Genomic DNA, 21917 nt, shown 5'->3' with positions numbered 1-21917 from the left:
CTTTTATTATCCTATACATTAATGTTATGGGAAACGCCTATTCCCCCACTTCTTTTCCTTTCGAAGAGAAACGTGGATAACCTATTAAGATAGCAACAATACCGCAAACCGCAATTAAAAATGGATAATAGGCATAAGGTAAAATCTCAACTGGTGATAGTGAAGCAAATTGAGCAGCTGCAAGCATTTGAGCTCCATACGGGATAAGCCCTTGTACAAAGCAAGCAAAAATATCTAAAATACTCGCTGATTTACGACGATCAATTCCGTACTGGTCTGCTACATTACGAGCAAGAGGACCTGCAAAAAGAATTGCAATCGTATTATTTGCTGTAGATATATTTGTTAAACTAACAAGAGCGGCAATTCCAAATTCCGCTCCTTTTCTGGAAGAAATGTTTTTCGTAAGAACATGAAGGAGATAATGAATTCCTCCATTATATTTAATAACTTCAACCATTCCTCCAATAAGCATCGATAAAATGACAAGTTCAGACATTCCTAGAATACCGTCTTTAATTGCTGAAAAATATTCCTCAAGATTATAACTAGACGTTAACATCCCTATCATTCCTGTAATGATGATGCCTCCTGTTAATACAGCCAAAACATTTACACCTAAAAGGGCGGCAATAAGAACAGCAAGATAAGGCAGAACCTTAATAAGTTCAAAATCATGCTCGCCAATAGACGTATGATTTCCAAGTGTCATTACAGTCAAAACAATGATTGTTACAATAGCTGCTGGCAATACAATGAAAAAATTCGTCTTAAACTTATCTTTCATTTTTGTTTGCTGTGTACGAACAGATGCAATGGTTGTATCAGAAATAAACGATAAGTTATCCCCAAACATCGCTCCTCCTACAACGGTTGCCATGACAAGAGCTAAAGAGATATCTGTTTGGCTACTAATCCCTACACCAATTGGACCAAGAGCAGCAATTGTTCCTACTGAAGTTCCCATTGCAAGCGATAAAAATGCCCCTATTACAAATAAACCTGCAAGAATAAGATTTGCTGGAAGAATGGATAAAGCCATATTAACTGTTGCATCAACAGCTCCCATCTCTTGAGCAGTTTGTGAAAAGGCCCCCGCTAGAATAAAAATAAGAACCATTACAATAATATCCGAGTTTCCTGCTCCTTTAGAAAATCTCTCTACTTTATCTGTTAGACTTTCTTTTCGATTAAATAGAAAGGCTACAATAGCGGCAATAAGGATGGCCACTAGGACAGGAAGCTTATAAAAATCTCCTGTAATAATACCTGAACCGAGAAAAAGACCAAGAAATATCACAAGCGGCAATAAAGCAAGAGGATTTCCTCTTGAGTTTTTCATGTTGTTATCCCCTCTTTCTTTTTTCAATAAAAAAATTCTTCTTAAGGAGAAAGAAGAACAATTGTAATACTTTGTATATAAACAGAAAAAATATTTCTCATCATTTTAGCGTTTTTACAAACATTCTTTCATACTGTAATAGGAAAGAGAGAAAAAGTCAATTGATTTTACTATTTTCAGATAACTCCAACACTTTTTCTCTCTTTCCATTCTAAATTATTTCATCAGTAAATTGAGTTTTTTTCCTAATTTCTCTTTTGTAGACGAAGAAAGCATAGCATTTAATATTTTAGCTAAACTAGCTCCTATAAATGTCCCCACTGTATTGAGAATAAGGTCATCGACGTCTGTTGATCTTCCAATCGGGAAAATATATTGAAATAGCTCTACAGCAAAGGACAAACACATTCCATAAAAAGTGACTTTAAAAAGGGACGCTTTTTTTCTCAAACAGAGAAAAAGAAAAAAGCCAAACGGCATAAAAAGCAAAATATTCAATCCCAAGTTGCTTATTGTGACATTTGAATCTGTTGAATACATAAGCAAATTGTACATCCCTTTTAATGGTTCAACATTAAGCACTCGTGCATCTCCATAATTATAGCCTGTCGGATACATCGTGATAAATAAAATAGAGATAGTACTTATGCCAAGTGCACTTTTTAGAAAGAAACGGCTTACCTTAAACGGCTTTTCCCTCTTTTTTTCTAGAAAAGAAAGGGTAAGAACATACAAAATAGACGTCGCAACTAACGGTGGAACAGCTGAACCGAAAATCGTCCAAAGAAATCCAAACATCTTTCTCACCTTTTCTTTTTTGCGTGTTAGCTTTTAAACTCTATCATAACTATTTCCCTCATCCAATAAAGAACTACGCTTCTGATTAAGATGTAATACAAATGTAAAGGTCCAGTAAAATTCCGGTATATTCACTCTCCCTTCCTCATCTTTTCTCTTTATTCTCTGCGATATTTCTTGTATTCTTTTTTCCTATCCTTGCTGTTTTCTGATAATATAATAGAGGAACTGTACGTAATGAATGTGAGGTAATGGCCATGACGTATTCAATAAAGAAATCGCTTTCTTATCATGAGCAAGTGTACAAATCACTGAAAGAAATGATTTTCAAAGAAGTTTTTCAGCCAGGAGAACGCATTTATGAAACCAAAATTGCTCGTGAATTTGAAATTAGTAGAAGTCCTGTCAGAGAAGCAATCCGAGCTCTTGAACAAGAAGGACTTTTAGTAACAGACGAAAAATCAAGAGTGACAGTCTATGAACCAACGTTAAAAGACGTTGAAGATATTTATGAATGCCGTAAAGCACTTGAATCACTTGCAGCTTCATTAGCAGCCCGTCATGCACGAGACGAAGATATTAAAAAACTTTCAGAGAACTTGAAGCAGTCAAGAGAAGTAATTAGAAACTTAAAAGATAATCAAAAAGGAAGCAAAGAGATGCTTCATTTAAACACGGAGTTTCATCAAATTATTAGACGTTCTACAAACAACAAGCGCCTCCAAAAACAAATTAACGATCTTCAGTCTCTTACTTACTTTTATCGAAAGCTGAACATGGAAGGAGAACAAAGATGTCAGCGCATTGTAAAAGAACATGAAGAGATTTTTGAACTTATTAAAAATCGTGATGAAGAAAAAGCTTTGCTGCTTATGAAAGAGCACATTAATAATGATCTTCAACATCTAAAAATTGTGATTACAAATCATCAATAAAAGAGGGAGCAGCAATGAATATCCAAACTTTTAATGCCGTATATTCTATTATGGAAGCGGCTTTTCCACCATCAGAACGACGAACTCGAGAAGGACAGCTAAAGCTTCTTAATCATGAACAATACAGCATCAAAACAAAAGAAAATGAAAATGGCGATATTGTAGCTTTTCTAGCTTCTTGGCAGTTTCCTAGCTTTTCATTTATTGAACATATCGCTGTTTCCTCTTCTTGTCGTGGTCAAGGATTAGGCAAACTGCTTATTCATGACCATTTGCAATCAACAAATAAGCCTACAATTCTTGAAGTGGAACCTTGCTGTGACGATACTACAGAGCGCAGAATTCGTTTTTATGAAAACCTCGGCTTTCATAAAAATGATTTTCCTTACATGCAGCCTCCACTTCAAAAAGGTGAGGATTTTATTCCGCTTGATATTATGAGCACACCTAGCCTGCTCAATGATAGCGAGTTTTCTACCATAAAAGAACAACTTTTTAGAGAAGTATACAAATTACAATAAAACTCCAAAAGCTAGCAAGGGTATCCTGCTAGCTTTCATGCTTTTCTAATACATTTTCCATATAATCTTTTCCCCATTCATACATCGCATCTAAAATTGGCATCAAACTTTTTCCGTGTTCTGTTAAAGAATATTCTACTTTTGGAGGCACAACAGGATATACTTCACGGTGTACAATAAAGTGTGCTTCAAGCTCTCTAAGCTGGTTCACTAACATGCGCTGCGTAATCCCTGGCATAAGAGCTTTTAATTCTCCAAATCGTTTTGTTCCTTCTTTTCCTAAGTGCCATAAAATAAGCATCTTCCACTTTCCACCTATAACAGCTAGCGTTAGTTCCTTTTCACAATTAAATGTTTTTTCTGCAAAATTCGGCAATTTATCCCACCATCCCTTTTCTCATAGTATACTTTTAGACACTATATGATTTCAAAGTGCGTACTTTCATAAGAATAATATACCTAGTATACTAGCCAACATAGTGTTAGTAAATGTAAAACAGCTGGAGACACTACCACATTCACATTATCCATCAAATTTAAAAGAAAAAGGAGAATCTACACATGAAATTACAATTAGCTTTAGATCTTGTAAATATTCCAGAAGCAATTGAAGTCGTAAAAGAAGTTGAAGAACATATTGATATTGTTGAAATAGGTACACCTGTTGTGATCAATGAAGGATTAAAAGCTGTGAAAGAAATGAAAAATGCATTTCCAAACTTAACAGTGTTAGCAGACCTTAAAATTATGGATGCAGCAGGCTATGAAGTTTCTCAAGCGTCTGAGGCTGGAGCAGACATTATTACAATTTTAGGCGCTGCAGAAGATCAGTCTATTAAAGGAGCTGTTGAAGAAGCGAAAAAACGTGGAAAACAAATTTTAGCAGATATGATTGCTGTTAAAGATATCGAAACTCGTGCTAAAGAACTTGACGAACTTGGCGTTGATTATATTTGCGTTCATACAGGCTATGACCTACAAGCAGTTGGAAAAAATTCATTTGAAGATCTTGCTACAATTAAAAACGTTGTTAAAAATACAAAAACAGCTGTTGCAGGCGGCATTAAGCTAGAAACGCTTCCTGAAGTCATTAAACAAAAGCCAGATCTTGTTATTGTTGGCGGAGGTATTGCAACACAAGACAACAAACATGCTGCCGCCAAAAACATTAAAGAACTTATTAACAAAGGTTAAATAATGAATACTATTCACTATTTTAATAAAATTGTGAAAGAGCTTGAACACTCTGCACCACTGATTTCAAATGATGAAGCCCAAACGCTCTTTCGTCATATTACAGGAGCAAAAAAAGTTTTTGTTGCAGGTGCTGGCAGATCTGGATTTATAGCCAAATCGTTTGCAATGCGAATGATGCATATGGGGATTGATGCATATGTTGTTGGCGAAACAGTGACTGCTACATTTGAAAAAGATGATCTACTCATTCTTTGTACAGGCTCAGGTGAAACGAAAACATTAACAGCCATTGGGGAAAAAGCCAAAACGGTCGGTGGCACACTCGCAGCTGTTACCCTTTCTCCTCTTTCAACGATTGGGAAAATGGCAGACACGACAGTCACATTGCCAGGTGCTCCAAAAGATCAAGATGGAAGGCATCACGAAACGATTCAGCCAATGGGTTCTCTATTTGAACAAATAATGCTTCTCTTTTTCGATGCACTAATTCTCCGATTTATGCATTATAAAGAACTTGATACAAACAAAATGTATGGAAAACACGCCAATCTTGAATAAAGAAGAGGCAACTGAAGTTGCCTCTTTTTTATTTTTTATTAAATTCCATCTTCCAGCTATAATAATCATTATCCGGGTTTTTCTCATAGCGTAGCATCGCATCAAACTTATTGCCTTTTTTACTTGTTAGCCCTTTAACAGGCGCAATGCCGTTCTTTAAAAGCGCTTTGACCATCGTTTTCGTTGGTTTTTTCTTCATTGAACTTAGAAATTTATCATTTTTCCAAATTACAAATTTACAGCCGCTTTTCCAATTGCTGCAGCCAAATCCTTTTTGCCCTTCAATTACTCCGTGTCCACAAACAGGACATTTGCCAAGCACTTCGTTTGGCTTCCGCTGTGACGATACTTCATTAATTGTTACATCTTTCTCATTTTTAATCGTTTCAACCGACTTTGTGGTAAAGTCAAAAATTAGCTTCAAGAAATCGTCTTTTGTAAACTGTTTCTTCTCAATATCAAACAGTGATTTTTCGAGTCGTCCTGTAAAGTCTAGATTAAACAAATCTTGAATCGGAAATGTTTCAACAAGCTTGCGACCAAGCTCTGTTGTGACAAGGTTTTTGTTTTGACCTTCAATATAGCCAACGTCTTTTAACTTTTTAATCGTTTCAGCCCGCGTTGCTGGTGTACCAATACTAAAACCATCTAAAACAGCACTCACACTTTCTTCATCGTCTCCATCAACATTTTTCCCTGCTGTTTCCATAAGACGTAAAAGCGTTTTTTCTGTATGCTGCTTTGGAGGCTTTGTCGTATGAGTTGTGACTTCATGCGCAACTAACTCAACATCTTCTCCTTTCTGAACAAGAGGAAGCATCGTGTCTTTAGACTGAATACGCTCCACTTTCTTCCATCCTTCAACAAGCTGAACTTTTCCTTTCGAAACAAAAAGACCTTTTAAATCCACGTCTTTCACTTTTGTTTCAATTCTTGTTTCTTCATACTCTGCAAGAGGCATAAACTGCATAATAAATCTGTTTTTCACTGCCTCATAAACTTTTTCTTCATCACCTGTTAACTTTTTCGGTTTTACATATGTCGGAATGATGGCGCTATGACTTTCTACTTTTGCATTATTGAAAACACGTTTTGATTTTACAAACTTTACTTCGTCTTTATATGGAAGATCTGCTGCTAGTGTTTCAAGCACTTTTGCTGTTTTCCCAACAAGGCTTTCTTCAAGAGCTATACTTGACGTTCTTGGATACGTAATAAACTTTTTTTCGTATAGAGACTGCGCAACTTTTAATACTTTATCAGATGTCCACCCTTTGAATTTACTTGTGATATAACCTTGTAAATTAGAAAGATTGAATAAGAACGGTGGATACTCTTTTTTCTTTTGCACGTCTTTCTTATGAACAAGTCCCTTTTTATTCTCAAGCTTTCTCTCAATTTCTTCTAATGATTCTTTGCTTTTAAACTTCTCTTCTTTTCCTTCAAAATAAGTTCCATCATACTTCTCGCCTTTTTCAGTTCCGAACGTTGCTTGAAGTTTATAGTAGTTTTCAGGAACAAAGTTTTCAATCTCTTTATCTCTATCGTAAATAATTTTCAAAGTTGGTAAAAGAACGCGTCCAATATTAAGCGCTTTTCCTTTTCCTTTTTGATATTTAAGTGTTGCAACAGACGTTAAATTAATTCCGATTGCCCAGTCTGCCCATTGTCTACTTACCCCTGCATCTTGAAGTGGCTTTAACTCTTCATTTCGCTTTACATTCTCTAGTCCATTTAAAACTTCAGCAGGTGTCCACTCATTTAAAAGAAGACGATAAACAGGCTTTGTTGGCTTTAAGTTATAAATGATACTATCTCCAATTACTTGGCCTTCACGATCATAATCACATGCTGAAATAATAGCCTCAACGTCTTGTCTTCTCATCAAACTTTTAATAATCTTCAGCTGTTTATTTGCTCCACTATCCGGCTTATCACGGTTCTTTGGACTGCTTTTCACTTTATACTTAAAAACGCTTGGAATGAACGGAAAGTTATCCATCTTCCATGTTGCCATCTTATCATCGTAGTCTTTTGCATCATAAAGTTGAAGCAAATGACCGAATGCCCATGTGACAATATAGCCATTTCCTTCAAAATATCCATCCCCACGTCCTTTTATTTTAAGCGCGTCTGCAATGTTTTTAGAGACAGACGGCTTCTCTGCTAATATTAATTTCATTTGAATAATCACCTTACATTTTATTTTTCCTATTTCATTACTTGTTAATTGTAAATGATTAGTGAGATGCGTTGTAAACTTAGAAACTAATGAGTATTGTACTCTAGCATCATTTATAATCAATCATTTATTCTTTAAAACAATGGTGTAAGTCACATAAGAATTTAATTTTATCACATTAACATAACAAGAAGCATTGAGTTTCTTCCTTATGAGAAGATATTTGTTTCTATAAGTTAGTTACCTATTACATCTATATTTATAACTTAAATATCAATAAAAATAGGCCTTTGTTCTATAAAAACAAAGACCTTGTAACATTTACATCTACATTAAAGTGAATGATTAACATTTAAAATATTTTAGCCTGAAGAAAACGCATCCATATTCTTGCTCATTCATTACACAGTCAACAATCCTATTACTTTTTCCAAAAAAACATTCATTTACACGTTACTAAAAAGAGTTCATGAATATATCGTTATTTTGTTGACGTATAAAGAGGCTCTTGAACTCTTACTTGCATTTTCTTATCGTCTGTTAAAGTGAAATAAGAAATTGCCGTGATTATTAATACAATAGCACTTAAGAAAAAATAGGTATTTTGGAATCCCATAGATGAATACATATTTCCAGCGATAGAAGAGAAAATACCAACAGCGCTTTGCTTAGCAAAATTAAAAGCTAATAAATAGATGGTTGCTGAAAAACGAACATCAAATACTCCTGTAATATACTTAAAAATGGAAACTAACAATAGCGGCATTTCAAAAGCTGCAATTAGCCGACATACAGATAACAATATAGGCTCCGAAGCTACAGCGCTGCCAAAAATCCGAACAAAAGTTAAGATTCCAAAAAGAATCAAGCCTTTCTTAGCGCCTATCTTATTAACTATAACAGGAGCAAAAATCATTAGAATAGCTTCAAGTCCGACTTGAACGGATACTAGTTTACTAAATATATCTGTACCTATCTCTTTAGAGGAGAAAAATTGAACATAGTAGTTAGGGAATTGTTGATCAAATACATCGTATATAGCTGCAGTTCCAACAATAAGGAGCGAAAGAAACCAAAAGTTTTTTAATTTAAATATAGAAACAATAGCTCTCTTGTTTATTTCACTACTTTTAGGATTTGTTGGTTTTATTAAATCTTTCCCTTTGACTTTTGCAGTGAACAGGAGGATGGCAAGAAAAACTGCTGCTCCTGACGCAAACCAAAAGATAGAATTAGGATTTCTTACAAACATCATACCGCCAATCAATGAAGCCGTTGCTCCGGCAATGGACCCAAATAATCTTACACGACCATACTCAAACCCATTATTACGGCTAACTCTCTCTATATAGGATTCTACAACACCTACTCCTGCATAAAAGACAGCGCTAAGATAGGCACTTCCTATAATAGCTCCCACAAATATATTCGTTTGCAACAATGGTACATATAAAAAGTTAAAAAATGGACCCATAAACATTAGAAGAACAACAACAACCCAAAACAAGTTCTTTTTAAACCCTAATTTATCTGAAATAACCCCAAAAAATGGTTGATAACATAAGGCAATTAAAGACATAGATGAGAAAACAATGCCTGTCTCACTTGTATTGAGTCCTGCTACATCTTCCAACCATAGTGGTAAGAACCCTAAAACAATGGCCCAAATAATAAAATAGAAAAAGAATAACCCCCCAAAGTTCCAAAAGCCTCGATTAGGAATATTCATCATAAAATCTCCTCTACATTCTATAGAAATGCATACAGTCATTCAAAAAGAGTTCATGGCTATGAGAAATCTTTTAACACTTTCTATTAACATCTATAGAAAACTCACGATCTTGTTTAGTGTTCAGATTTAACTTCTTCTGCGTCTCGAACAGGTACTCCGAAATGAGGAACCCCTTCTTCTGTCCATTTAATAATTTGGGCACGTGTATGTCTGTTAGGATCATATAGTGGATCACCTTTAATATCTGTATAATTCCGGCCATGATAAATGAGAACATCTTCTTTGTTATCCTCAGAAACTGTAAAACTATTATGACCAGGCCCATATTGTCCATTCTCTGGAGCACTCTTAAATACTGGATTTTGGGATTTAATCCATGACTTAGGATCTAGCAAATTACTCTCTTCATCAGCCGTTAATAATCCCATACAATAGTTGTGGTCTGTAGCACTTCCTGAGTACGTCATAAAAATTTTTCCATTGCGTTTAAGGATAGCCGGACCTTCATTTACCCAAAAACCTATTGTTTCCCATGGTAATTCAGGTTTTGAAAGCATCACTTGAGGTCCCTTAATTGTCCATGGGTTCTCCATTTCCGCAATGTATAGATTAGAATTCCCTTTAATATTTACATCTCTTTGAGCCCATACATAATACAGAACATCTCTATGAGTGAATGTTGTAGCATCTAGCGAAAATGACTCCCAATCTGTCTTAATTTGCCCTTTTTCCGTCCAATTTCCCTCCATTGGATTGACATTTTCATTCTCAATGACAAACATACGATGATTGAATGTGCCATTTATAGGTTGGTCTGTATTTGCTGCTGCAAAGTAGATATACCATTTTCCTTTAATATAATGAAGTTCTGGTGCCCAAATCAGTGCACTCATTGGTCCCTCTTCGTGTTTCTTCCATACAGTCACTCCCTTAACTTCCCCTAGTTCCTCGATAGACTTTGCACGTCTAATTTCAAGACGATCATATTCAGGAACTGATGCAGTGAAATAATAATATCCATCCCAATGCTTATATACCCATGGATCTGCTCGTTGCTCTACAATTGGATTTTTATAAGTTTTACGTGTATTCATCACGCCATCTCCTCTACATTTAGATATCAAACAATAATGGACAAAATATTCAGACTAATGTGTTTTTAAAATTCTCAGTTTTTAATCAAACAAGTTTTCGCCCTATCTGTAATTTCTGTATATTGTTAAAAATAAGCAGGTTACATACAACTAAAGGTAGCTATTAACTCCTCTCTATAATTTGCAAGCGCTTTCTTAAAACAAATATATTATTCGTACGTATAAATGTCAATATCATTATTTTTTATAAGTATATATTATTTTATTTTTCATAATTTTAAAACTATCTGTCTATAACGTATTTTATGAACTTTATAAACCCTTCTCTACTCTTCCTAAGTATTGCTTTATTTGCGAAATTGGTCATAAAAAACAAAGGCATACAAAGAGGAAATCCTCATTAGTATGCCTTTGTTACCTACCTTTATAAATTAAGAAGTCATGATAAATTCAAAATGGAGTTATACTTATCTATTTAGCTAACCTACTTTACTCAGCTTATACTTTGTATAAAATCTCTCTCTATTCTAATGCAAAATACTAAGTAAAAACGTCAACGTTCCAAAACTAAGCACTGTTGTAATTAACGTTCCGCTTGAAACAAACTGTGGCTTTGTATTAAATTGAATAGCATACATTGCCGTGGTTGCAGCAGATGGCATTGCAGCCATAATGACAATTACGTTTCGTAAAAGCGGCTCCATTGGGAACATGAGACAAATGAGATAAGCTAAAATAGGAGAAGCAATAAGACGAATGCCGCTTGCAATACTAATATTTCCCCATTCGAGCTTTTTAGCATTTACGTCTGCAAGCTGCATGCCTAAAATAATCATCACAACTGGAATACAGCAGTTACCTACAAGCTCAATGCTTGCATAAAAATTATCAGGAATAGAGATATGGAATTCTTGCAGCAAAACAGCTGGAAGAATAGCATAGTTTGTTGGCTGTTTTAGAACCGTTCTCACGGCAAGTTTTATTCCTCCTTGACTTCTAGCTGCAAAATACACACCAAAAACGCTCATCAAAATGGAGTGAAACACCATAAGGGGAACAGCATAGTTCATACCAGCCTGCCCAAAAGCAAAGAGAACAATCGGTGCTCCGTAATTCCCGCTGTTTGCAAAAGCAGATGTTAAAATAAGAGCACTTTCCTGTTCTGTATCTTGTTTACATAAGCGAGAAGTTACAATGCTTACAACAACTAATGCTACAAAAATAAGCGTTGATGTAATCACAATATAAAATAAATTACTATCAAGTGGCGTTGTGTAAAAAGTTTGAAATACAAGCGCTGGCATTAGAATATAAATGGATATGGTTGAAATGGGTTTAATATCAACCTTAAAAATCTTTTGAATCATATAGCCACTAAAGAAAATGAGAATAACAGGTAAAATTACTTCGAAAAAAATCATTCTTCCACTCTTTTCTTAAAAATTATGTATACAAAGATTATATCATTGTATACGGTTGTTCATTAGGGCTATAATAAAATTTCTCAAAAGAAAAAAACACAATCTTTTACAAAAAGATTGTGCTTACGATACTTACTCATCAACATACTTTCCATAGTCAGGGAGGGCTATTCGATCGAAATCCCGTGCTAATAAAGCTAAATGTTCAGCTAACCATTTGCCTTCTACAGGTTTACCGTGACCTGTTATGGCTACTTCAGGATGAAGGGAAGCAAGATGTTCAACAGACTTTTTCGCCGCTTTCCAGTCTGTTGTTAAATATCTCGGTGGTCCGCTTATTTCTAGCTTTTGCGTAATCACGTCAAATAAGTTTTCTTGCTTTGTTGTAATAAACGCATCTCCTACAATAAGAGCTCTATCTCGTTTTCTGAAGAACGAAACATGCCCTTCTGTATGACCTGGCGTATGAATCCATTCCCACTCAGGTAGTTCTGGAATAGACCCGTCATCATGAAGAGGAGAAACGCGGGAGCTTATGTTAATGCTCTCTGTTGGAAACAGCGGAGACATTTTAACAACCATTCCACCTTCAACTGTTTGATCTGGACGTTCATAATCTTTTTCCCCTTGAAGATATGGAAGTTCAGCTTTATGTGCATAAACAGGAACATCCCAATGGCGAAGAAGCTCAAGAAGTGCTCCAACATGATCAAAATGAGCATGGGTTAAAAGAATAGCTTTTGGACGGGCATTGGAGCCAAAACGATTTTCTATTTCTAAAATAATGCTTTGACCTGACTTCGGCATCCCTGCGTCAACAAGAACAAATTCGTCTCCTTTTCCTCCGATAAAGCAAACGTTCACAATTTGGGTTGTATAACTGTAAAGATCAGGGGTAACTTCAATTCCTTCTCCACTTTGGACAGATGTAACAGGAATAAACCGTTCTGTTGAAGAACTTCCGTGCAGTTCATTTTCCATTTCTGAAGATTTCCTTATGCATTCATATCGCCTAAACCAGGACTATGCTCATTCGGCATCTCTGGAAGCATTGGTGCTGGGAATTCTTGTGGTGGATCTGTAACTGTCATTTCTCCACCATTACGGCTTGGAACTTGTCCTTGGAGCACTTCCCCTATTCTCGTTGGATCAAGCCTAAAGTTAAACTGCGTATTATGATAGCCCATCTCAACAAACTTACGACATTCTGGATACTTATTAATATCGTAGTTCGGTACAGGAAAAAGTTTCCCCCAATTTACACCTAGCGTCTCAAGAGCCTTTGTAAATGCATTTTGATGAGCATTATCCCGTACAATTAAAAATCCAAGCGTTTCACGAAACGTTTGGTTTGAGCTCATTTCATAAATACGGGTTTTTTGTAAAACCCCCGTTGATTCCAATACAACATTATCAAGAAGATCAGCTATTAAATTTCCGTGGCTGTATACCCATGATCCGTTCCAAGGGTTTCCACCTGCATCAACAGGAAGAGAGCTTTGTGCTCCCATAATATAGTGATGAGGGTTAGCATGTTTGATTGCTTCATCAAGAGGGGCACGATCCTCTCCTTGTGCTCCAACTCCTTCACCGCCCGATTCATCAAGAAGAGCATTGATTGTATTTTGTACAAGCTCAACGTGAGCAATCTCCTCTAAGAAAATGCCGCGCATTAAATCTTTAAACTGTGTTTCTTTTCCTCGAAAATTTGAACTTTGAAAGAAATACTGCATCATTGTTCTCATTTCACCATAATGACCACCAAGAGTTTCTTGTAGTACTTTTGCTGCTGCTGGATCTGGCTTATCCGGTTTAATTTCATTAATTAATCCTTCTTTGTAATAGTACAAACAAAGCACCCCTTTTTTATTTTTAAAAGCAGTTGAAAATTTCCCCTTTTCAATATGCCCGAACTATAACAAGTTTATGTGAGGTCTTCACTTTTTTCTTTCTTCCTAAAAGTAAAAAATCTAATGTAAAAGTATGCTTATATTTTACGCGGGCCAAGAGAACGATAAATAAGACAATAAGAGAGCTGTGGAGGTTATATATGAAAGCTGTCACATATCAAGGAAAAAAAGAAATTGCCGTAAAAGAAGTGGAAGCACCAAAAATTCAAGATGCACAAGATGTTATTGTTAAAATTACATCAACAGCAATTTGCGGGTCTGATTTGCACCTTTATCAAGGAAATTTCCCGCTTCCAATTGGATATGTTATCGGACACGAACCAATGGGGATTGTGGAGGACATTGGACCAGAGGTGACGAAAGTAAAAAAAGGAGACAGAGTTGTCATTCCTTTTACAGTTGCTTGTGGAAGCTGCCCATACTGTGACAATCACCTTGAAAGTCAGTGCGATAATTCAAATCCTCACTATGATTCTGGAGGCCTTTTTGGCTACTCCGAAAAGTTTGGCAACTATCCTGGCGGGCAAGCGGAATATTTACGCGTTCCTTTCGGAAATTATACGCCTTTTGTAATTCCAGAAAGCTGTGAGCTTGAAGATGAAAAACTTCTGTTTCTATCAGACGTTTTACCAACCGCCTATTGGAGTGTCGAAAATGCAGGGGTAAAAAAAGGGGATACTGTTATTGTGCTAGGATGCGGTCCTGTAGGGCTTATGGCTCAGAAATTCGCATGGCAAAAAGGAGCGGAGCGCGTGATTGCCATTGATTACTTTGATTACCGCCTCAATCATTCTAAAAAAATGAACAAAACAGAAACGTTTGATTTTACTCAGTATGATGATATGGGCGAAACACTAAAAGAGCTTACAAAGGGTGGCGCAGATGTTGTCATTGACTGCGTTGGAATGGATGGAAAAAAATCTCCTTTTGAATATGTAGAACAAAAACTAAAGCTACAAGGTGGAACAATAGGTCCTATTCAAATTGCCACAAAAGCAGTAAGAAAATGCGGAACTGTTCAACTAACAGGCGTATATGGTGGCTTGTACAATATGTTCCCACTAGGTCCCTTCTTTTCAAGAAATGTTACCTTAAAAATGGGACAAGCACATGCAAGAAGCTATATGCCGAAAATGTACGAGCAAGTTATTAAAGAAGAAATCGATCCAACCCAAATTATTACGCATACCCTTCCATTAGAAAAAGCTTCACACGGCTACGATATTTTTAATAACAAACAAGATAATTGCATTAAAGTTGTGCTAAAACCATAATTATTATAAAAGAGGACTTAAAATTTTTAAACTGATAAGAAATGCTTTAGAATAAATAAAAAGGGCTTATTTTGTTGTAAGCTCTTTTTATTTTACCCCCTTCTTCTTTCCAAGATTACCCTTTAATAATTTATACAAAATATTTATTTATAATAATTATAATTAAGTATTGATTTTTTATTGATAGATGTTATTATGATATTAAGCTATTTATATTATAAATATGAGGTGAATCTAGTATGGGGAATAACAATAATAATCTTACAACTAGTTGGGGAGCTCCTGTTGGAGACAACCAAAATTCAATTACAGCAGGCTCAAGAGGTCCAACGCTTATCCAAGACGTTCATTTGCTAGAAAAACTAGCACATTTTAATAGAGAGCGTGTACCAGAGCGTGTTGTTCATGCTAAAGGTGCAGGAGCACACGGCTACTTTGAAGTAACAAATGATGTAACAAAATATACAAAAGCAGACTTTTTATCAGAAGTCGGCAAACGTACGCCACTATTTATTCGTTTTTCAACTGTTGCAGGTGAAAATGGATCTGCTGACACAGTACGAGACCCACGCGGATTCGCTGTTAAGTTTTATACAGAAGAAGGAAACTACGATATCGTTGGAAACAATACGCCTATTTTCTTTATTCGTGATGCTATTAAGTTCCCTGATTTCATTCATACACAAAAGCGGCATCCACAAACACATTTAAAAAATCCAACAGCCGTATGGGATTTCTGGTCTTTATCACCAGAATCGCTTCACCAAGTCACATACTTAATGGGTGACAGAGGAATTCCAGCAACGTTCCGTCATATGCACGGTTTCGGAAGTCATACATTCAAATGGACAAATAAAGATGGTGACGGAGTTTGGATTAAGTATCATTTCAAAACAGAACAAGGTGTTAAAAACCTTCATCCAGATGTAGCAACAAAAATTGCTGGTGAAAATCCTGATTACCATACAGAAGATTTATTTAATGCGATTGAAAATAAAGATTTCCCAGCATGGAAACTTTACGTTCAAATTATGCCGCTTGAAGATGCGAACACATATCGCTTTGATCCATTTGATGTTACAAAAACATGGTCTCAAAAAGACTATCCACTAATTGAAGTGGGCCGTATGGTACTGGATCGTAACCCAGAGAACTATTTTGCAGAAGTAGAACAAGCAACATTCTCTCCTGGCACCCTTGTTCCTGGTGTTGACGTATCACCAGACAAAATGCTTCAAGGACGTTTATTTGCTTATCATGATGCACATCGCTATCGCGTTGGCGCAAACCACCAAGCACTTCCAATCAACCGTCCACGTACAGATGTGAAAAACTATCAGCGCGATGGTCAAATGCGCTTTGATGACAATGGAAAAGGTTCTGTTTACTATGAGCCAAACAGCTATAATGGTCCAACAGAATCACCTGAAAACAAGCAGGCTTCATTCCCTGTTTCAGGTATTGCTGAAAGCGTAGCATATGATCATAACGACCATTACACACAAGCAGGTGATCTTTACCGTTTAATGAGTAAAGAAGAGCAAGATCGCATTGTCCAAACAATCGTGAATGAAATGACACCTGTTGAAAAAGAAGAAATTAAAGTTCGTCAAATTGGGCATTTCTATAAAGCTGATCCTGACTTTGGAACACGCATTGCAAAAGGCCTTGGCCTAGAAGTGCCTCAAGAAGTAAAATAAGCATAAAAAAGACAGCCACTTGGCTGTCTTTTTTATGCTTTCACTTCGAGATAATGAACGCTAAATAAATTCTCTTCATCTGTCCATACTTTTTTCGGGATAAAGTTCGCTTCCTTCGCAAGATTTTGAAATTCTTGCACTGAAAATTTATAAGAGCTTTCTGTATGAATTGTCTCTCCCTTTTGAAATGAGATTTCTTCTTCACCAATTGTAACAAGCTGCTCTTTCAAGCTCTCAATATGCATCTCAATTCGACCTTCTTCATGATTGTAAAAAGCTTTATGTTCAAAATTCTCCACCATAAAATTAGCAAGAAGCTCGCGGTTCATCCGCTGAAGTAAATTTAAGTTAAAGGCTCGTGTTACCTGTTTGGCATCGTTATAGGCGGAATGAAGCAATTTTTCATCCTTTTTCAAATCTACTCCAATGATAAAACCGTCTCCTTTTGTTAACAGAGTAGACATTCTATTTAAAAAAGTCTTCCTTTCTTGTTTATCAAAGTTTCCAATTGTTGAACCTGGAAAGAATAAAACTTTCTTTTTCGCTTTTAAAGAAGGAAGAGAGAAAGGCACTGTATAGTCGGCACAAACAGTATGCACATAAAGATGTTGATGTTCTTTCTTCAATTTCTCTACAGACTGTAGTAAAAAGCTTTCTGATATATCAATCGCCACATACTCTTTAATGCCTTTCAAATGATGCAATAAAAATTTGATTTTTTCACTGCTTCCGCTTCCAAATTCAATTAATGCTGCCTCATCCCCAATATAGTCAGAAATACTATTAAGCTCTTTTTTTAAAATTCTCATTTCTGTACGTGTTGGATAATATTCTGGAGTCTTTGTAATTTCTTCAAAAAGCTCTGAACCTCGATAATCATATAAATATTTAGGTTCTAATCTTTTAGGAACTGAGCGTAATCCAGTCAAAACATCTTTATAAAATGATTTTTCCATCGCTTTTACACTTGTCATTTATATGTCCTCCGCTAAGCGGAAACCCGTGAATTGCCAGCGTTTTTCTGGCTGAAAGAAGTTTCTATATGTTGGACGGATATGGCTGTGAGGAGTTGCACAAGAACCGCCTTTTAGCACCATTTGATTACACATAAATTTTGCATTGTATTCTCCAAGTGCCCCTTCTAAAGGTTTGCTTTTTGGATATAGTACATATGGACTTCGCGTCCACTCCCACACGTCTCCATATCCTTTATAAAGCGGACCGTTTCCTTTATACTGTGAATTTGGATGATAAAAGTTGTTTTCAACAAAGTTTCCTTCACATTCTATTCCACTAAAAGCATGTTCCCATTCCTGCTCCGTTGGTAACCTTTTCCCTTGCCAACGCGCAAATGCGTCTCCTTCATAGAAACTCACATGACAAACAGGTTCATCTAAATTCAAAGCGCTTTGTCCGTGCAGAGTGAAAATACTCCATTCATTACCATCTTTTCCCCAGTATAAAGGATGTTTCCATCCTTCTTTTTTGATATGAGCCCATCCGTCTGAAAGCCATAATTCTGGTCGTTCATACCCTCCATCTTCGATAAATTCTATATATTCTCGATTAGTAACAGGCGCATCAGCAATTCGGTAAGGCTCTAACCATACTTTATGGCGAGGGCGTTCATTATCAAATGAGAATGAAGAATCACCATGTCCAACTTCAATAAGTCCTCCTTCTATTTCAATAAATGACATCTCCTTCCTTTTTCCATTTTCTTCTGTAGTTTGACTAATATATGCAGGAAGAAGAGGATTGGTGAAAAAGTTATATTTAATATCTGTTAAAAGAAGTTCTTGGTGCTGCTGCTCATGCTGAAGTCCGATTTCAACGATAGAAAGAACTTTATCTCTATTTTCCTCTGTTAGTTCTTCAAAAAGTTCTTTCATATGTGCATCAACGTAATATCGATATTGCTTTACTTCCTCAATACTCGGTCTAGCAAGAACTCCCCTTTTCGCTCGAGGGTGAAATTCTCCAACTGTTTCATAGTATGAATTAAAAAGATAGTCAAATTGATCGTTAAGTGATTCGTATGTAGTCTTATATTCTTTTAAAACAAATCGTTCAAAAAACCAGGTTGTATGGGCAAGATGCCACTTTGGAGGGCTTGCATCAGGTCCTGCTTGAATAATATAATCCTCGGTTTGAAGCGGAGCTACAATTTTTTCCGTGCATACTCGCACCTCTTTATATTTTTCTGCAAGATGTTCTTTTACTACTGTTTTATGTTTCATCTTATTCCTCCCTATCAAAACATATTTTACGATTTTTGAACAAACTTCCAACTCTTAATCTTAATAACCTTTTTTTTGAAAATTAAAACACTTTATAACGCATAATCATAATCTATGAAAAGTTAACTTTTTTTAGTACTATGATAGACTAGAAAAAAGGAATAAAAAGGATGTGAGAATATGGAGAACTTGATTAAAAAAGATGTGGAGAAAGGATTTCCGGGGGGTTCTTTGCTTGTAAAGAAAAAAGGAAAAGAAATTTACCGTGAAACGTGTGGATATCAACAGAAGTATGAAAAAAAGCAGCTTCTTTCACATCCTCCAAAGCTTAAAAATCAGACATTATTTGATCTTGCTTCAAACACGAAAATGTATGCTACAAACTTTGCATTACAAAAACTCGTAACAGAAGGAGAACTAAATCTGCTCTCTCCTCTCTCTTTCTACTTTCCTTCTTTCAAAGAAAACGTACGTATTATCGATCTTTTGCAGCATACCGCAGGATTTCCAGCTGATTTTCCATACTATATTCGTGAAAAAGCTGGAGATCTATATTCACGAGATCGTTTAACAACGATTGAGCATATTCTTAAAACGCCGCTTTCTTATGAACCACATACTCAACACCTCTACAGTGATTTAGATTATATGTTGCTTGGTGCTCTTGTTGAAAAATTAACTTGTCAAACGCTCGATTTATTTGTAGAAAAAAAGATATTTCAAAAGCTAGGCTTAACTCGAACATTATTTAACCCTCTAAGAAAGGGATATGTTCGCTCTGATTTTGCAGCAACAGAGCGAATGGGTAATACACGAGATGGATTTATTCATTTTCCAAATGTTCGAACACATACACTTCAAGGTGAAGTTCATGATGAAAAAGCCTTTTACTCTATGGATGGTGTTTCAGGGCATGCAGGCCTTTTTTCAACCGTTGATGAGCTTTCCGTTTTGGTAGAAATTATGCATCACAATGGTTCATATGGAACAAAACAGGTATTTAGTGAAAGCACTGCAAAAACGTTTGTTACCCCTTCACAGCAAAATCCTTCTTATGGTCTTGGATGGCGTTTAAACAACGGAGATATGAAGTATATGTTTGGAGAGCATGCAAGTTCCTCTGCATTTGGTCATACAGGGTGGACCGGCACGCTAACAATCATTGATCCAGCACATGAACTGACGGTTGTCCTTCTTACAAATAAGAAGCATTCTCCTCTAAAAGACCCTTTAAAATCTTTAAATATTTTTGAAGGTGATGAATTTAAGACAGGGCAATATGGACCTCTTGTAACAGAACTATATAAAAATCTCCTCTAAAAAAGCCTAGAATATTCTAGGCTTTTCGGTCGTTTCTTTCGTCACTATTAAACGTATCTTCGCTTACAGCGCCTTCCATATACGAATCGCTTACTTGTTCATGTGTTACATCAAGCTCAGATGTTAATTTCTCATTATTTTGTTTCTGCTTTTCTTTCATTACTTTCCCTCCTTTTTTTACTTCCGCTTTCTATTTTCTCTTATTTTGAAGAAATTATGTAAGAAAGTGGTTAATATAACCTCTAAAAAACCAATTTTCAAAATGGTCTCTTTTTAGAGCACGTTAGATTATTAATGTCACTCTTTCTGTATGCATGGCAACAATTGCGATCTTGCTTATGTCTTGTTACAGTATAACTTCGCATATTTCACTTTTTTATACATGGTTCTTTTTATTTTTAGCCTTTCTTACTTTCGTATCTCTTACACAGCTTTCCATTGTTTTATTTGGACCAGGAGGAATGATTTTTAACATTATTTTACTGTCTCTCCAACTTGTTAGTGCAGGCGTTATGGTACCTCGCGAAATGCTTCCATTATTTTATGAGAAAATAAGCGCCATTCTCCCTGCCACATATGTTGCTGAAGCTCTTTTCACTATTACCTTTGGCGGGAGCAATATTTTTCTGACGTATTAGCGCTTGTGATTATTCTTCTTTCTGTTCGCGTTCTTGCTATTCTTCGCATCAGCTTTTCCCGCATTAAAAAAGCTGATACGGCAGAGAAACCAAAAGCAGCTCTTTCATAACTCTATACAACAATACTCCTTTGTATAAGGCGGAAGAACTTGCTCAAACTAATGATATTCATTAAAAAGTGAAATCATTTCAATAGAGGAGTTTACAATGCCTTATTATCATGTGAAAGATACAAAATTATTCATTGAGGATGAAGGAAAAGGCGTCCCTATTATTTTTCTTCATCCTGCTGGTATGGGGCGCAAAGTGTTTTATTATCAAAAGGAGCTTGCAAAGCAGTTTCGCGTTATTATGCCTGACTTATCAGGATGCGGAGACAGCGAAAATCCGAGCTATACAAAATACGGATTGTTAAGTACGTATGCTGAAGAGCTAGTTGAACTATTAGATGTATTAGGCATTGAAAAAGTAATCCTTTGTAGCTACTCATGTGGTGGAACAGTTGCTCAGCAGTTTTGCCTTCTTTACCCTGAGCGTGTAAAAGGGCTGATTCTCACAGGAGGATTCCCAATTGTAAATACAAGACCTCTTCAATGGGAACATCTCTTAGGTCTTCACTTTATAAAAAAGTCTCCTTCTTTTGTTAGCAACGTAATTTCACTTGCACACACTAGAGATAGAGCATTTAAAAATGAGCTTCTGCAGCATATGAAAAAAGCAAACCCTTCTGTTTGGCACCAATTTTATGTTGAATCATATCGCTTCAATATTGTTCATGATCTCCATCGATTTTCATGGCCTATTCTTGCTATGTATGGAGCACGCTATGACATTACGAGTCATTATCACCATTATTACGATGAGCTCACTTCAGACGTATTTTTTATTCACGATGCTTTTCATGAACTTCCAACACTAAACTGGCGGCAAGTTAATCTTCTAATAACGGGTTTCATTTATAAACACGACCTTCAGGAATAAAAGAGCTTCTGCATATTTTTAGTCCGAACGAATCAATCTATAAGGTGAACAACTAAAAATATAAAAGTGGAGGC

21 protein-coding genes are annotated in these 21917 nt (G+C 35.9%); 9 read left to right on the top strand and 12 right to left on the bottom strand.

What is annotated here, in order from left to right; translation table 11 throughout:
• Positions 1-37: 37 nt before the first annotated feature.
• Together B9N79_RS15180 and B9N79_RS15175 are read right to left on the bottom strand one after the other, a co-directional pair.
• On the bottom strand, positions 38-1342 hold the full coding sequence (locus tag B9N79_RS15180; RefSeq protein WP_040058183.1) for a Na+/H+ antiporter NhaC family protein: 1305 nt from the start codon (positions 1340-1342) through the stop codon (positions 38-40).
• A gap of 216 nt (positions 1343-1558) precedes the next feature.
• A complete protein-coding gene (locus tag B9N79_RS15175) occupies positions 1559-2140 on the bottom strand; it encodes a VanZ family protein (protein WP_019393165.1) in 582 nt (193 codons plus the stop codon).
• Positions 2141-2397: 257 nt separating this feature from the next.
• Between B9N79_RS15175 and B9N79_RS15170 the strand changes: the two genes are divergently transcribed.
• Together B9N79_RS15170 and B9N79_RS15165 are read left to right on the top strand one after the other, a co-directional pair.
• Positions 2398-3075, top strand: a complete 678-nt coding sequence (locus B9N79_RS15170; RefSeq protein ID WP_019393164.1) for a GntR family transcriptional regulator — start codon at positions 2398-2400, stop codon at positions 3073-3075.
• A gap of 14 nt (positions 3076-3089) precedes the next feature.
• On the top strand, positions 3090-3596 hold the full coding sequence (locus tag B9N79_RS15165) for a GNAT family N-acetyltransferase (protein ID WP_046216794.1): 507 nt from the start codon (positions 3090-3092) through the stop codon (positions 3594-3596).
• Positions 3597-3624: 28 nt separating this feature from the next.
• Here B9N79_RS15165 and B9N79_RS15160 read toward each other — a convergent pair whose 3' ends face one another.
• Positions 3625-3972, bottom strand: coding sequence for a winged helix-turn-helix transcriptional regulator (locus B9N79_RS15160; RefSeq protein ID WP_019393162.1), 348 nt, complete (start codon positions 3970-3972; stop codon positions 3625-3627).
• Between the two features lie 185 nt (positions 3973-4157).
• On the opposite strand from B9N79_RS15160, the gene hxlA reads away from it, so the two are divergent.
• Entirely contained in the window at positions 4158-4790 is a 633-nt protein-coding gene (gene hxlA / locus B9N79_RS15155) for a 3-hexulose-6-phosphate synthase (protein ID WP_019393161.1), read from the top strand.
• Between the two features lie 3 nt (positions 4791-4793).
• Entirely contained in the window at positions 4794-5351 is a 558-nt protein-coding gene (gene hxlB / locus B9N79_RS15150) for a 6-phospho-3-hexuloisomerase (RefSeq protein ID WP_040058185.1), read from the top strand.
• 28 nt (positions 5352-5379) lie between these two features.
• Here hxlB and B9N79_RS15145 read toward each other — a convergent pair whose 3' ends face one another.
• From B9N79_RS15145 to B9N79_RS15120, 6 genes are all read right to left on the bottom strand, one after another.
• A complete protein-coding gene (locus B9N79_RS15145; protein WP_019393159.1) occupies positions 5380-7533 on the bottom strand; it encodes a type IA DNA topoisomerase in 2154 nt (717 codons plus the stop codon).
• Between the two features lie 481 nt (positions 7534-8014).
• Positions 8015-9262 (bottom strand): MFS transporter, encoded by a 1248-nt coding sequence (locus tag B9N79_RS15140; protein WP_040058186.1) that lies wholly within the window; start codon positions 9260-9262, stop codon positions 8015-8017.
• A 116-nt stretch (positions 9263-9378) separates the two neighbouring features.
• Positions 9379-10359: a glycoside hydrolase family 43 protein gene (locus B9N79_RS15135; RefSeq protein ID WP_040058187.1), complete on the bottom strand. Its 981-nt coding sequence runs from the start codon at positions 10357-10359 to the stop codon at positions 9379-9381.
• A 527-nt stretch (positions 10360-10886) separates the two neighbouring features.
• Positions 10887-11780 carry an AEC family transporter gene (locus B9N79_RS15130; protein WP_019393156.1) on the bottom strand — a complete coding sequence of 298 codons (894 nt, stop codon included), beginning with the start codon at positions 11778-11780 and terminating at the stop codon, positions 10887-10889.
• A 132-nt stretch (positions 11781-11912) separates the two neighbouring features.
• Positions 11913-12761, bottom strand: a complete 849-nt coding sequence (locus tag B9N79_RS15125; protein ID WP_019393155.1) for an MBL fold metallo-hydrolase — start codon at positions 12759-12761, stop codon at positions 11913-11915.
• 14 nt (positions 12762-12775) lie between these two features.
• Positions 12776-13630 (bottom strand): manganese catalase family protein, encoded by an 855-nt coding sequence (locus tag B9N79_RS15120; protein ID WP_040058188.1) that lies wholly within the window; start codon positions 13628-13630, stop codon positions 12776-12778.
• A 200-nt stretch (positions 13631-13830) separates the two neighbouring features.
• Between B9N79_RS15120 and B9N79_RS15115 the strand changes: the two genes are divergently transcribed.
• The gene (locus B9N79_RS15115; protein ID WP_046216793.1) at positions 13831-14964 is read left to right on the top strand and encodes a zinc-dependent alcohol dehydrogenase; all 1134 of its coding nucleotides are present in this window, start codon (positions 13831-13833) and stop codon (positions 14962-14964) included.
• Between the two features lie 239 nt (positions 14965-15203).
• The gene (gene katA, locus B9N79_RS15110) at positions 15204-16664 is read left to right on the top strand and encodes a catalase KatA (protein WP_019393152.1); all 1461 of its coding nucleotides are present in this window, start codon (positions 15204-15206) and stop codon (positions 16662-16664) included.
• 32 nt (positions 16665-16696) lie between these two features.
• Here the strand turns inward: katA and egtD are convergent, their stop codons facing one another.
• The gene (gene egtD, locus B9N79_RS15105) at positions 16697-17638 is read right to left on the bottom strand and encodes an L-histidine N(alpha)-methyltransferase (RefSeq protein WP_040058191.1); all 942 of its coding nucleotides are present in this window, start codon (positions 17636-17638) and stop codon (positions 16697-16699) included.
• Positions 17639-18904: an ergothioneine biosynthesis protein EgtB gene (gene egtB / locus B9N79_RS15100; RefSeq protein ID WP_046216792.1), complete on the bottom strand. Its 1266-nt coding sequence runs from the start codon at positions 18902-18904 to the stop codon at positions 17639-17641.
• Positions 18905-19084: 180 nt separating this feature from the next.
• On the opposite strand from egtB, the gene pbp4b reads away from it, so the two are divergent.
• Entirely contained in the window at positions 19085-20224 is a 1140-nt protein-coding gene (pbp4b, locus tag B9N79_RS15095; protein ID WP_019393149.1) for a penicillin binding protein PBP4B, read from the top strand.
• A 16-nt stretch (positions 20225-20240) separates the two neighbouring features.
• On the opposite strand, the gene B9N79_RS15090 is transcribed toward pbp4b, so the two are convergent.
• On the bottom strand, positions 20241-20384 hold the full coding sequence (locus B9N79_RS15090; protein WP_082023622.1) for a DUF4025 domain-containing protein: 144 nt from the start codon (positions 20382-20384) through the stop codon (positions 20241-20243).
• 301 nt (positions 20385-20685) lie between these two features.
• Here B9N79_RS15090 and B9N79_RS26175 point away from each other — a divergent pair, with 301 nt between their 5' ends.
• Positions 20686-20862 carry an ABC-2 transporter permease gene (locus B9N79_RS26175; RefSeq protein WP_158512791.1) on the top strand — a complete coding sequence of 59 codons (177 nt, stop codon included), beginning with the start codon at positions 20686-20688 and terminating at the stop codon, positions 20860-20862.
• A 207-nt stretch (positions 20863-21069) separates the two neighbouring features.
• The gene (locus tag B9N79_RS15085) at positions 21070-21843 is read left to right on the top strand and encodes an alpha/beta hydrolase (protein WP_019393145.1); all 774 of its coding nucleotides are present in this window, start codon (positions 21070-21072) and stop codon (positions 21841-21843) included.
• The last annotated feature ends 74 nt before the right edge of the window (positions 21844-21917 follow it).

The sequence above is a fragment of the Priestia filamentosa genome, from assembly GCF_900177535.1.
In the GTDB taxonomy this organism is placed as follows: domain Bacteria; phylum Bacillota; class Bacilli; order Bacillales; family Bacillaceae_H; genus Bacillus_I; species Bacillus_I filamentosa.
Note: the sequence above shows the minus strand (reverse complement) of the source record. Positions and strands in the feature narration are given on the sequence as shown.